Annotated in this window: 8 protein-coding genes; 3 read left to right on the top strand and 5 right to left on the bottom strand. The window is 68.4% G+C overall.

Annotation, left to right across the window (positions count from 1 at the left end; translation table 11 throughout):
* Positions 1-211 precede the first annotated feature (211 nt).
* Positions 212-1,753 (top strand): methyl-accepting chemotaxis protein, encoded by a 1,542-nt coding sequence (locus tag ASC98_RS16835; RefSeq protein ID WP_056811551.1) that lies wholly within the window; start codon positions 212-214, stop codon positions 1,751-1,753.
* 23 nt (positions 1,754-1,776) lie between these two features.
* On the opposite strand, the gene ASC98_RS16830 is transcribed toward ASC98_RS16835, so the two are convergent.
* The 5 genes from ASC98_RS16830 to ASC98_RS16810 all read right to left on the bottom strand — a co-directional run bounded on the left by ASC98_RS16830 (position 1,777) and on the right by ASC98_RS16810 (position 8,352).
* Positions 1,777-2,997 (bottom strand): hypothetical protein, encoded by a 1,221-nt coding sequence (locus tag ASC98_RS16830; RefSeq protein WP_157597706.1) that lies wholly within the window; start codon positions 2,995-2,997, stop codon positions 1,777-1,779.
* Between the two features lie 75 nt (positions 2,998-3,072).
* Positions 3,073-4,260, bottom strand: coding sequence for a hypothetical protein (locus ASC98_RS16825; protein WP_157597705.1), 1,188 nt, complete (start codon positions 4,258-4,260; stop codon positions 3,073-3,075).
* Positions 4,261-4,360: 100 nt separating this feature from the next.
* The gene (locus tag ASC98_RS16820) at positions 4,361-5,041 is read right to left on the bottom strand and encodes an OmpW family protein (protein ID WP_056811565.1); all 681 of its coding nucleotides are present in this window, start codon (positions 5,039-5,041) and stop codon (positions 4,361-4,363) included.
* A 26-nt stretch (positions 5,042-5,067) separates the two neighbouring features.
* Positions 5,068-6,216 carry an SGNH/GDSL hydrolase family protein gene (locus ASC98_RS16815; protein WP_056811568.1) on the bottom strand — a complete coding sequence of 383 codons (1,149 nt, stop codon included), beginning with the start codon at positions 6,214-6,216 and terminating at the stop codon, positions 5,068-5,070.
* A 423-nt stretch (positions 6,217-6,639) separates the two neighbouring features.
* The gene (locus ASC98_RS16810; protein ID WP_369820414.1) at positions 6,640-8,352 is read right to left on the bottom strand and encodes a long-chain fatty acid--CoA ligase; all 1,713 of its coding nucleotides are present in this window, start codon (positions 8,350-8,352) and stop codon (positions 6,640-6,642) included.
* Between the two features lie 167 nt (positions 8,353-8,519).
* On the opposite strand from ASC98_RS16810, the gene ASC98_RS16805 reads away from it, so the two are divergent.
* Positions 8,520-10,013, top strand: coding sequence for a PQQ-dependent sugar dehydrogenase (locus tag ASC98_RS16805; RefSeq protein WP_056811570.1), 1,494 nt, complete (start codon positions 8,520-8,522; stop codon positions 10,011-10,013).
* A 109-nt stretch (positions 10,014-10,122) separates the two neighbouring features.
* Positions 10,123-12,438 (top strand): PQQ-dependent sugar dehydrogenase, encoded by a 2,316-nt coding sequence (locus ASC98_RS16800; protein WP_157597704.1) that lies wholly within the window; start codon positions 10,123-10,125, stop codon positions 12,436-12,438.
* Positions 12,439-13,090 lie beyond the last annotated feature (652 nt).

Here is a 13,090-nt window from a genome sequence, read left to right as displayed (position 1 = left end):
AGGAGCCGGCCGGGTTTCCCAAGCGGGCCGACAGCGCGAGCCGCTGTAGTCGGCCAGCCCCACCGGTTGTCGCCGCTGTCCTACATCGCCGGTGTGCGGCAGGAACTGAAGGCGGAAAACGCACCTATTCGCGGCATTGGTACATCCGACAGTTTTTTACGATCGATCCGGGCCCCAGGCCTTGTTGTTCAACTGATGGAAAGCCGCTTCGATGAAGCTCAACCACCTCAAACTCGGCCAGCGGCTGGGCATGGCCTTCGGGCTGATCCTCGCGATCACCGCGCTCGTGTCAACGATCGGCGTGTGGCGCCTCGAAACCTTGAAGGCGGCCAGCAACGCGCTGGCCACCACCGAGATGCAACGCCAGTCGCTGGCGGCGCGCTGGGCCGCCAACATCAACCTGAACTGGGTGCGCACCGCTGCGTCGCTGAAAGCCAGCGACGCCGCGTACATCGACACCTTGAAGCGCGACATGGAGGCGACCTCCACGTCGATCAGCGAGATGCAGAAGAAGCTCGACGAGCTGATCCAGGACGACACCGGCAAGCAGTTGATGGGCAACGTCGCGACCCGCCGCGAGGCCTATCGGGTCTCGCGCGTCGCGCTGTTCAAGCGCAAGCAGGCGGGCGAAGACATCGGGGCGCAGGTCGACAAGGAACTGCTGCCGCTCGCGCAGGACTACCTGAAGGGGCTGGCCGCGATCGACACCTACATGGACGAGCAGCTGGCGGCGAGCCAGGCGCAGACGATGGCCGTGGCCGTCAGCGGCCAGCGCATCCTGGCCGGCGGCGCGGTGTTCGCGGTGCTGGCCGGCCTGCTGCTGGCGGTGCTGGCGACGCGCTCGATGACGCGCCCGCTGCACCAGGCGGTCGATTCGGCGCAGGCCATCGCCGGGGGCGATCTCTCCAAGCCCATCCATGCCGAAGGCCGTGACGAATGCGCGCAGCTGCTGGGCGCGCTCGGCGGCATGCGCAACCGGCTGTTCGAGCTGGTCAGCGACGTGCGGCGCAACGCCGAAGGCGTGGCCACGGCATCGGCCGAGATCTCGCATGCCAACAACGACCTGAGCGGCCGCACCGAAGAACAGGCCAGCGCGCTGCAGGAGACCGCCGCAGCGATGGACCAGCTGTCGAGCACCGTGCGCATGAACGCCGACAACGCCCGCCAGGCCAACGTGCTGGCGCAGAACGCCTGCGATGTCGCGGCGCAGGGCGGCGACGTGGTCGGCCAGGTGGTCGACACGATGAAGGGCATCAACGACAGCTCGAAGAAGATCGTCGACATCATCGCCGTGATCGACGGCATCGCGTTCCAGACCAACATCCTGGCGCTGAACGCCGCGGTGGAAGCGGCGCGGGCCGGCGAGCAGGGCCGCGGTTTCGCGGTGGTGGCCGGCGAGGTGCGCACGCTGGCACAGCGCAGCGCCGACGCGGCCAAGGAAATCAAGGCGCTGATCTCGACCAGCGTCGAGCGCGTCGAGCAGGGCACGCTGCTGGTCGACCGCGCCGGCACGACGATGCAGGACGTGGTGAACTCGATCCGCCGCGTCACCGACATCGTCGGCGAGATCAGCACCGCGAGCAGCGAGCAGAGCACCGGCGTGTCGCAGATCGGCGAGGCCGTGACGCAGATGGACACGACGACGCAGCAGAACGCCGCGATGGTCGAGCAAGGCGCGGCCGCGGCCGAGAGCCTGAAGGCCCAGGCGCAGGACCTGGTGAACACGGTGGCGGTGTTCAAGCTGGCGGCCTGAGCCGCTGCGCACAGGCCGGTCTGTCAGCGGCAAACCTCGCCGTGGCCGTCCCAGCGCCTGGGACAAAGGACGAGGTAGTGCTTCACCTTCCGGCGTTTCAACTCGGCGACCATCTCGTCGATGTGACTGGCGCCGACCGCCGCGATGTAGGTCCAGGCAGGATCGGCCGACGCTGCGGCATCGTCGTGAACCTGTGACGCGATCGCACCGGCCATGAAACGCGAACGTGCGTCGCGGCTGCTGGCGAGGGCCTCGACGTAGCGGGTCGAGAGTTCGCGCTCCCGTTTCAGCAGGCTCATGTACCTGCCATCGGCCCGCAACTTCATCGCGTTCTCCGGCCTCTCGGCCTCGACATCCCACTCCCGGCGCAATGCAATCAGTTCGACCGGTGTCGGAGCCTGCAGCTTCAGCTTGCGATCCGGCAACTTCAGCAGCTTGCCGAGTCGACCCAGCCGTGCGCGCATCGCCACATGCTGCTCCGCCTGGACAGCCAGCGGTCCTGCCCGCAACTCGGCACTGTCGATGCCGACGCTGCCGCCATGGCGTCCGCCTTGCCGCCGTGGAATGCCGCGGCACAGCCCGGGCTCCCGGTCCAATTGCTCATCGGGAAACTCGATGAAGTGCAGGTCATCGGCGCGGTACACCTGATCGACGACCGCTTCGATCTGTCGCTGAACCTCGAAACTGTAGTGGTCGGAATCCGCGACCAGGATCACCACGCCGTCGAGAGAGCGATCGGGTCGACGCTTCAGCGCCAGGCTTTCGCGCAGCTTGAAGGCATCGCTGGTGAAGGCCTTCAGATGGTCGATGCTCGGGTGCGCCGCCCCTGCCCCGCCATCACAGGTGCCACGGACTGCACAGACCTCGTCGGGAGTTTGTGCCTGCGCGACAGGCAACAGATTCCAGGAGGGATGCAGCGCGTCGTTCAGATCATCGAGGGTCTTGCACAACTGCTGCCATAGATTCCACAGAGGCTGAGGCGGGCGTGAATCATGCTCCACCAACGCAACGGTGGCGCCAGCCGCCTTCTGCGCTTGCTTGATCCGAGTGATCGTTTTCTCAAGACGTTCCGCCTTGTTGCAGGCGCCGCGGAGAGGGCCCAAGGTCGAGTTGACCGGGCACGCGCCTTTGGGTGGCGCATGCCCGAAAACCGCTGGCGAGCAGGGCCGCTGGCCTGAGGCCCCCTGCGGCTGGAAGGAGCACGGCGCTGTCGAATTGAACTGCATGCCGGTGAGTACCAGCACGGCGTCGCTCGTTCCGTCGAGGAACAAACGGCAGCGGCGATGCACTCGGTCTTCAAGCGGGTCGCGTGATCGTTCTCAGCGGCAGACCCGGGCGTGGCCGTGGTCGCGGCTGAGCGCGTGGCACAGCACCAGGTAGTCGGTGATGCCCTGCTTCGTCAGCTCGGCAACCATCACGTCGAGGTGACCGGCGCCGGCTGACGCGATGTAGCAGGTTGAGGGGTGCTCCCCGTCTGCTGTGTGCACGTGCGACGCGATCGTGCTCGCCATCTTCACCGAGCGCGGGCCGGCGAGCTGGCGCACCAGCGCCTCGTGGGCCTGGCCGAGCCTGTGACGTTCGCGGACGAGGTGCTGGTACTCGTCGTCGACAGCCAGCTTCATCAGCCACCCGCGCGCCTCGACTTCATCGTCCACGGCCGCGGCCACCGCAGCCAGTTGCCGGTCGTTCATCGCAGACAGCGGGCGGCCGCCGGGCATGTCGTCGTGGCCCAGGAACTCGAGCTGGTAGCGCAGCAGCTCGCGCCCGGCCTCGGTGAACGCGTCCGCGGACGGAATGGCTGCCGCGCTCAACGCCGCATCGTCCATGCCAACCGTGCCACCGTGCCGCCCCGTCTCCACGGGCGCGATGCCACGCCACATCGATCGCTTCCTGGGCAATCGATCGGGCGGACATTCGATGAAGTGCAAGTCACCACGCCGGTAGAGGAAGCGGACCACCTCGTCGATGCGCTGCTGGATGCCAGTGTCGTCATGATCGGGATCGCCGATCAGGACCACCACGCCGTCCAGCGACGCGTCGGCACCGCGCTGCTTCAGTCCGTCGCTCGGCCTCGCAGTGAATTGCAAGCGGCTGGCCAGATCGCTCAGTGCGGCAACGCTGGCATGCACCGGGTCGGGCGTCGTGACCCGCTCGGGGACACAGGCCGGGTCGGCGGCACAGGTCTGCTCGGGCGAAGACCGCGCCGCCGCGGTGGGCAACAGGTTCCACGCCGGGTTCAGTGCGTCGTTCAGATGGTCGACAGCCTCGCACAAGCGCTGGAAGAGGGCGCCCGCCTGTGCGGCCAGGGCCGGTCGCTCGGGCTTCGCCGGCAGGTGCTTCCTGGCGAGCCGCCGCTGCGTGTACAGGCGCTCCCGCGTCTGGCGGTGTCGTTTCCTGTCAGGTCGCTTGACTGGAAGGCACGGTATGCCCGTTGGTGCGGACATCGGCGTACCACCCCGGCAAGGCATCGTCGCCGAAATCGGCTGGGTCCCGTTGAGCATGGCCATGAGTGGCGGGCACGCCGGCCGAGGTTCCCGGTCAGGCTCCGCCCCATGAAAAAAGCCCTGCCGCGGTTGGCGGCAGGGCCTTCACCCGACAACGCTCCGGTCAGAAGCGGTAGCCGACGAACACCGCCGTGGTCAGCGGGTCCAGCTTGATGTCGAGCGTCTGCCCTGTCGACAAGGTCGTGGTCGTCTTCAGGAAAGTCTTCAGCACCGTCGCGTCGACGAACCAGCGTTCGTTGAAGCTGTAGCTTGCGCCGACCTGGATCGTCGGGGCGAACTTCGAATCGATCTTCAAGGTGGTGGGGTTGCTCGTCGAGCCGCCGGTCAGGCCGGTCAGCGTCGCGGTGCCCTTTTCCTTGTAGAACTTCGCGTAGGTGATGCCACCGGCGACGTACGGGCGGAACGGCGAGCTCGCCTCCAGGAAGCGGTACTGCGCCATCAGCGTGATCGGCAGCGCCTTGGTCTCGCCGATCTTGCCGACGCCGGCGATCGCGCCGTCACCGTTGATGTCGTGCTTGAATGGCGTGGACAGCGGCAGGTCGATCGCGAAGTTGTCGGTCCACATGTAGGTGATGCCGCCGCCGAACTGGGTGTTCGAGTCGACGTCCGCCTTCGTGCCCGGGAAGGCCGGCGCGCTCAGGTCGCCGCTGTCGACCTTGGGCGCGATGCGCACCGCACCGGCACGCACCAGCCACGAGCCGGCGGATTGCGCGCTGGCGGTACCGCCGACGAACAGGCTGGCCACGCAACCGGCCAGCGCGATGCACTTGAATGTCTTGTTCATGGTTCTTGTTCCTTCGTGCATCCGGGTCACAGCCAGCCCTTGGCGGCCAGGGTTCTTGCGATCAGCTGACCGAGCAGCTGGTGGGCGTACGGCGTCGGGTGGAAGCCGTCGGAGAACGCGTAGGTCTTCCACCAGTTCAGGTCGGTCACGCCGGTGGGCGGTGCATTCGACAGCGCGGCATCCGTGCAGGACTGGAAGGTGTAGGTCGGCAGGTGGTCCGTGCCGGTGCCGGTGGCCGGGCAGGCCGGCGTCTTCACGTTGGTCAGGCTGTACTGCGCCGGGATCGCCACCTCTTCGTTGAACGACGTGTAGAAGTCGACCACGGCAACCTTGGCGTTGCCGGCGTAGTACGCAGCAAGCGCTCCGTTGAAAGCCTCGATCCAGCCCTTGAACACGGCTTCGGCCTGTGCGCGCGCCGTCGCACCGGCAGTGCCGCCGCCATTGGCCGCTGCAATGCTGTCGAGCACCATCTGGAAGCGCGGCGTGTTCGTGATGCCGGGCATGTTCAGGACCGCGACGTAGTTCGCCCCCTTCGCGAGGATGTTGGCGTCGATGGCTGCGCCGAACTTGGCAGCCAGCGCCACCATGTACTTGCCGCCCAGCTGCGCCAGGCCAGGCTTGCCGGCGGCAACGCCGGCAGCGATCGTGGGCCCGTCGAGCAGCGACGCGAGTCGCCCCGTGTAGGCGACGCCACCATCGCCCGCAGCGGCCAGATAGTCGGCCACCAGGTCCGCCGCGTCGTTGCCGCCGCCGTCGATCAGCACCAGCTCGCTCGCGCCGATGTTGGCGCTCGCGGTCGCGTCCGCCATCTGCTGGATCACCGACTGTTTCGAGGTCTGGTCGGCGGTGAAATTGATGCGCGAGCCACCGATCGCATAGTTGGTGCAGCCTGCCGCCGGGTTCACGCCGAAAGTCGGCGTCGCGCTGGTCACGCGGTAGTAGTTGCACATCGAGGTGATGCCGTAACTTGACGCGACACGCTGGGGGAAGACCAGCGAGTCGGCGCCCTGCACGGTGAACTTGTAGCCGAAGGTGCCGACGTCGGCCAGGCTGTCGCCCATCACCTTCACCGAGGTGATGTTGACCTTGGTCGTCGTGTCGCTTCCGCCGCCGCCACAAGCCGCCACCAGTGCCGCCGCGCCCAGTGCAACGACATTGCGTTTCCATTGATGCATCCGTGTCTCCTGCTTCCCAGTAATGAATCCAGCCCGAGGCCGAAGGGGGGAACGTCGCGCAAATCAGCACGATCGTTCGTTTTTTCGATCAGCGCGGATGTTAGGGGCGGAGCAATACCCGAGGACTGCTGGAAAGCCCGGATTCCAAAGGAAAAAAGCCCCAGTCGCTTCGCGACTGCCTTGCCGGCCGCGCTGGGGCGGCCCCGATGCCAATCCGGGATCAACTCCCATTTGTTCGCTTGTCACCTTCCCAAGGCAGGGCGGTGGCAGAAGGCGCGTGCGGGGAGGCTGTGGCGCGCCAATCAGGAGGGAAGTCCTCGGCCCCGGGGGGGCCGAGGACCGCCCCCGACGGCGCACCACAGCCTCCCCGCGCGCGCCTTCCGCACTGATGCCACGAATGAACGCCCCGGATGGGCATCCCGGCTACGACTTCGACTCCTGCTCCTGCAGCGCCCGCCACAGCACCTTTCCGGCCCCCGACTTCGGCAGGCTCTCGGCAAAACTGACCAGCCGCGGCGCCTTGTAGGCCGCCATGTGGTCGCGCGCCCAGTCGACGATGTCCTGCTCGCGCGTCACGCCGCGCGCCTCGCTGCGCAGCACCACCACCGCCTTGACCGTCTCGCCGCGGTAGGCATCGCGGGCCGAGATCACGCAGGCCTCCTGCACGGCCGGGTGCTTGTAGAGCAGCGCCTCCACCTCCGCCGGCCACACCTTGAAGCCGCTCGCGTTGATCATCCGTTTCAGCCGGTCGGTGATGAAGAAATAGCCCTCGTCGTCCATGCGCCCCAGGTCGCCGGTGCGGAAGAAGCGCCGGCCGTCGATCTCGACGAAGGCCGCCTGCGTCGCTTCCGGATGCCGCCAGTACCCCTTGAAGACCATCGGCCCGTGCGTGACGATCTCGCCCACCTCGCCGACCGGCATCTCCTGCAGCGTGACCGGGTCCACCACGCGCGAGTCGACGCCGAAGATCGGGATGCCCAGGCACTGCAGCTTCGCGCGCTCCGGCGGGTTGGCATGGCTCGGCGCCGCGGTCTCGGTCAGCCCGTAGCCCTCGGCGAAGGTCAGCCCGAACTCCGCCTGCAGCCGCTCGGCCACCGCCTGCGGCATCGCCGCGCCGCCACCGCTCAGGTAGCGCAGGCTCGACAGGTCGAAGCTCTTGTAGTTGGGGCTTCCGAACAGGTCGATGATCATCGTCGGGATGCAGGTCCAGTGCGTCGGCCGATGGCGCGAGACCAGCCGGCCGGCCAGCTCGCGGTCCCAGCGCGGCATCAGCACCGTCGTGCTGCCGTTGTAGACCGGCCCGAGCACGCCGTAGACCATGCCGGTGATGTGGAACATCGGCACCACGCCCAGGCTCACCGTCTCGGCGCCGGCATTGCCCCAGCAGCCGCCCACCGCGTTGGCCATCAGCGTGCGGTGCGTGTGCATGCAGCCCTTCGGCAGCCCGGTGGTGCCCGAGGTGTACGGCAGCACCGCCAGGTCGTCCGGCTGCGCGGTGTGCGGGCCCGGCCCATGGCGCTGCGCGAGCGCATCGGTCCAGCGGGTGTAGCGTTCGGAAGTCTCCGTCGGCAGCGGCGGGTCCGCGCGCAGCCAGGCCTCCATCGCCGGCGGCGGTGCGATGTCGGCATCGATCGCATCGGGCAGTGCGTCGGCGTAGCGCACCACCAGCACCTGCCGCAGCCGCTGCGCGTCGGGCAGCCTGACGTTCGCCTGGGCGACGAAGCCGGTCAGGTCGGCGCTGCAGATCGCGATGCGCGCCTCGGGGTCGGTGATGTAGTGGCCGAACTCGTCGGCCTTGTTCATCGGGTTCACCGGCACGACGACCGCGTTGGCGCGCAGGATCCCGTAGTACGCCGCCACGTACTGCGGGCAGTTCTGCAGGTACAGCGCGACCCGGTCGCCGGCCTGCACGCCGGCCTGCTGCAGCCAGCCGGCCACCTGCTCGGCCTGCTCGCGCAGCGTGCGGAAATCGAGTGGCCGGCCGAAGAACAGGTAGGCCGGCTTGTCCGGAAAGCGCTGCGCGGCGACCTCGAGGTTGAACCACAGCGTGGTCGACGGGATCGCCAGCGCGCGCGGCAGGCGGCGCGGCCAGATCGGGTGGTGCGGACGCGGTGGAACTTCGGGCAACGGGTTCAAGGTCGACTCCCCGGATGATCGGCAAGGTATACCGCGCCGCGTCGGCAAGGCCTACGGAACCAACCCGCGGGCGCCCTGTCGCGAAGGCGACAACCCATGAGACGGCCGGCACGACGGCACGGGCACACCGATTGCCCTCGCCTTCCACCAAACCTGGGGAGACTGTCATGGCGAACTGGCGATCGACGATCGGATGCATGGTCCTGGGCAGCGGCCTGCTGCTCGCGGGCTGCGGCGGAGGTGGCGACACGGCGACCGCCGGCGACGCCACCGCCGGCGAACGCGCGGCCGCCGTCGGCGCCCAGGGGGCCGATGCAACCGCCGCCGACACGGAACTGCCGACGCTGGTGCTGAACACGCCGGCCAACCTGGCTGCCAACCTGACCGGCCGCATCGACATCACGGCCGACGCGAGCGACAACGTTGGCATCGCCGGCGTCGAGTTCCAGATCGACGGCGCGCTGTGGGGCGACGACGACACCAATCCGCCCTACATGACCAGCATCACGACGACGCGCCTGACCACGGGGCAGCACGTGATCCGCGCCCGCGCGCGCGACACCTCGAACAACCTCTCCGCCTGGGTCACGCGCGTCGTGCAATTCGGCAACGACGTGCAGGTGCCCGAAGGCTTCGCGAAAACCGCGCTGGTCGGCGGGTTCGACGGCGCCACCTCGTTCGCACAGGCGCCCGACGGCCGCATCTTCATCGCCCAGCAGAACGGCCAGATCCGCGTGATCAAGAACGGCGCGTTGCTGCCGACGCCGTTCGCGACGCTGGCCAACGTCAACAACGAGGGCAGCGAGCGCGGGCTCGGCGGCATCGTGCTGCACCCGAACTTCGCGTCCAACGGCTGGGTCTACGTCTACTACACCACCACCGAAGGCGGCACGCACAACCGCATCAGCCGCTTCACGGCGAACGGCGACGTCGCCGCCGGCCCGCCGACCGCGCTGTTCGGCCTGCCGACGCTCACCACGACGATGCACAACGGCGGTGCCATGCACTTCGGCATCGACGGCAAGCTCTACGTGGGTGTCGGCGACGGCGGGCTCGGCGCGCCGGCCCAGGACCGCACCAGCCTGTTCGGCAAGATGCTGCGGCTGAACGACGACGCGACGATCCCGACCGACAACCCGTACTACGGGACCAACACCGGCAACGCGCGCGCCGTGTGGGCCATCGGCTTGCGCAACCCGTTCACCTTCGCAATCCGCCCGAGCGACGGCCGCATCCACATCAACGACGTCGGCCAGAACACCTGGGAAGAGATCGACGTCGGCATCGCCGGTGCCAACTACGGCTGGCCGAACTCCGAGGGTCCCGACAACCTGACCGCCGCGTTCACCGCCCCGCTGTTCACCTACCGCCACACCGCCGCCACGCCGCCGGGCAGCGCGGTCGGCGGCTTCGTCATCGGCCGGTGCATTGCCGGCGGCGCGTTCTACCCGGTGGGCGGCAGCTTCCCGGCGCGCTTCCAGGGCAACTACTTCTTCGCCGATTTCACGACGCACGAGATCAGCCGCGTCGACCTCGTGAACGGCAATGCCGTCTATGCGTTCGCGAAGACGGTCGGCGAACCGGTCGACATGAGGGTGGCCACCGACGGCGCGCTGCTGGTGCTGACACGCAACAACATCGTGCGCATCGCGCCGACCTGAGCGTTCGCGAGGGGGTGACCGATACCGGGTTGCGATCGGTCACACCCCTGTCGTGCAAGAGTCAGAAAGGGAAGACACAATGCTGCGCAAAGAGACACAAGGGATCCACATGGCAGCCATTTTTTCTCCTCTGAACAAGATGCGGCTCGCCGCGCTCGGCTGCAGCCTGCTGCTGGCCGCCTGCGGTGGCGGCAGCGGCGGCGACACGCCGGCCGGCCCGCCGGCGCCGGTGGGCAACGCCCCCACCGCCCGCATCGACAGCCCCACCGAAGGCACGACCTTCGCGGCCGGCGACACCCTCACCTTCACCGGCAGTGCGACCGACGTCGAAGACGGCGCACTGGCTGCGGGCGCGCTCAGCTGGTGGGCCGACCTGCACCACGACACCCACAACCACCCGTTCCAGCTGGCCACGCCCGGTGCGAGCGGCACCGTGACGATCCCGGTGCGCGGCGAGACCTCGTCGAACATCTGGTACCGATTCCACCTGAAGGCCACCGATTCGGCCGGCAACGTCACCGAGGTCACCCGCGACGTGCAGCCGCGCAAGGCGCAGGTCACGCTCACGACCGTGCCGGCCGGCCTGCAGCTGACCATCGACGGCCAGCCGGTGACCGGCCCGAACACCTTCACCGGCGTGGTCGGCATCGAGCGCGATGTCGGCGCCGCCACGCAGACCTTCAACGGCCGCAGCTACGGCTTCGCGACCTGGAGCGATGGCGGCACGGCCACGCACACGATCGCGACCCCGGCCGCCGACACCACCTACACCGCCACGTTCACCGACCTCGGCCCGGTGACGAACCAGCCGCCGACGGTCACGCTGGCGGCCGCGGCCACCGGCACCGTCGGCACCGCGATGACGCTGACGGCCACTGCGGCCGACCCGGACGGCACGGTCGCGAAGGTCGAGTTCTTCGACGGCGGCACGCTGCTGAACGCCGACACCATCGCGCCCTACACGTTCTCGTGGACGCCCGCCGCGGCCGGTGCCCATTCGCTGACCGCGCGCGCCACCGACAACACCGGGGAGACCACCACCAGCACCGCGGTCGCGGTCACCGTGACGACGCCGCAAGGTCCCGACACGCAGGCGCCGACGATCGCGATCACCGCGCCGGCCAACCTGGCGACCAACCTGACCGGCACGTTGAACGTCACCGCCACCTCGACCGACAACGTCGGCGTGGCCGGGGTCGAGTTCCAGTTCGACGGCGCAGCGCTCGGCACCGAGGACACCGCGGCACCGTTCACCGCGAGCGTCGTCACCGCCAACCATGCGAGCGGCCAGCACGTGATCCGCGCACGGGCCCGCGATGCCGCCGGCAACCGCTCCGACTGGACCAGCGTCACCGTCAAGTTCGGCGGCACGGTAGCGGTACCGCAGGGCTTCACGAAGAACGAATCGTGGGTGGCCGGGCTGAACAGCGCGACCGCGTTCGCGCAGGCGCCGGACGGCCGCCTGTTCGTCGCCGAACAGGGCGGCACGCTGCGCGTCGTCAAGAACGGCGTGCTGCAAACCCAGCCCTTCGTCACGCTGACGGTCGACTCGCAGGGCGAGCGCGGGCTGATCGGCGTCGCGCTGCACCCCGATTTCGCGACCAACGGCTGGGTCTACGTCTACCACACGACCACGCAGAACGGCACGCACAACCGCATCACCCGCTACACCGCGGCCGGCGACTTCGCGGGCCCCGGTGCGCCGAAGGTCATCTTCGACCTGCCGGCGCTGTCGAGCGCGACCAACCACAACGGCGGCGCGATGCACTTCGGCAACGACCGCAAGCTGTACGTGGGTGTCGGCGACAACGCGCGCGGCTCGCCGGCGCAGGACAAGACCAGCCTGTTCGGCAAGCTGCTGCGCCTGAACGACGACGGCACGATCCCGACCGACAACCCGTTCTTCGCGGCGAGCGGCGGCGCCTCGTACGGCGCGGTGTGGGCCTACGGCCTGCGCAATCCGTTCACGTTCGCGGTGCGCCCGACCGACGGCCGCATCCACATCAACGACGTCGGCGAGGTGACCTGGGAGGAAGTGAACGTCGGCACGGCCGGTGCGAACTACGGCTGGCCGGGCTCCGAGGGCAACGAGCGCGTGACCGCCGGCATCACCGGGCCGCTGTTCACCTACAAGCACAGCGCGACCAACCCGGAGGGCAATGGCCCGGGCGGCTTCTTCGTCGGCCAGTGCATTGCCGGCGGAGCGTTCTACCCGGCGGGCGGCAACTTCCCGGCGATGTACCGCGGCAGCTACTTCTTCGCCGACTACGTCGCGCACACCGTCGGCCGCATCGACCTGGCGAACGGGAATGCCGCGTATGCATTCGCGAAGCTGGACGCGGATCCGGTGGACATGCTGGTTGGGGTGGACAACGCGCTGTACATCCTCGGGCGTAGCGGGATCGTGAAGATCGCAGTTCCGTGATCGTGCGTCGCGGCGGGTGAGGGGATGGGCTGGGGGCTCATGCTGGGGCGGTCGACGGGCCCCCCGGGGGCCCGTCGACTCCACTGCGAAGATCGGCTTTGGGGATGCATCGGCAAACTCCCTCCGCTCACTTCGTTCGCTGTGGTCAAACAGTGCCGCGAAGATCGGCTTTGGGGATGCATCGGCAAACTCCCTCCGCTCACTTCGTTCGCTGTGGTCAAACAGTGCCGATGAGTCAGTCCACGAAGCGGGCTGCGCCCGCCATCCCCAAAGCCGATCTTCTCCGTCRCCCCAGAAATCGCCCCCAGCCCATCCCCTCACCCGCCGCTCAACACCCGCMRCGCTTGTTGGGGGGAAAAGATTGAAGTGMCCGACGAGCACGCGTGCRCCGGCAYGCYCGTCGGTCTGTTCARTCTTTTCCCCCCAACASAGCGAGCGGTGCCGGCAAAGGCGCGGGTGGGGAGGCTGTGGCGCGCCAATAAGGAGRGGGCGCCGGAGCTGGCTGGCTTCATGGCCCGCGTGCGCAGCACGCTTCGTGGACTGACTGTCGCCGACTGTTTGACCACARCGAACGAAGTGAGTGGMGGGAGTTTCGGCGACGGGCCATGAAGCCAGYCAGCGGAGGGAAGTCCTCGGCCCCCCGGGGGGGCCG

It is taken from the genome of Rhizobacter sp. Root1238 (genome assembly GCF_001425825.1).
In the GTDB taxonomy this organism is placed as follows: Bacteria; Pseudomonadota; Gammaproteobacteria; order Burkholderiales; family Burkholderiaceae_C; genus Rhizobacter.
This window is presented reverse-complemented; position numbering and strand designations above follow the sequence as displayed.

Excerpts from the sequence above, each read along its gene's own strand:
- ASC98_RS16835 (WP_056811551.1), top strand. The coding sequence starts at position 212 with ATGAAGCTCAACCACCTCAAACTCGGCCAGCGGCTGGGCATGGCCTTC.
- ASC98_RS16825 (WP_157597705.1), bottom strand. The coding sequence starts at position 4,260 with ATGGCCATGCTCAACGGGACCCAGCCGATTTCGGCGACGATGCCTTGC.
- ASC98_RS16820 (WP_056811565.1), bottom strand. The coding sequence starts at position 5,041 with ATGAACAAGACATTCAAGTGCATCGCGCTGGCCGGTTGCGTGGCCAGC.
- ASC98_RS16815 (WP_056811568.1), bottom strand. The coding sequence starts at position 6,216 with ATGCATCAATGGAAACGCAATGTCGTTGCACTGGGCGCGGCGGCACTG.
- ASC98_RS16805 (WP_056811570.1), top strand. The coding sequence starts at position 8,520 with ATGGCGAACTGGCGATCGACGATCGGATGCATGGTCCTGGGCAGCGGC.
- ASC98_RS16800 (WP_157597704.1), top strand. The coding sequence starts at position 10,123 with ATGGCAGCCATTTTTTCTCCTCTGAACAAGATGCGGCTCGCCGCGCTC.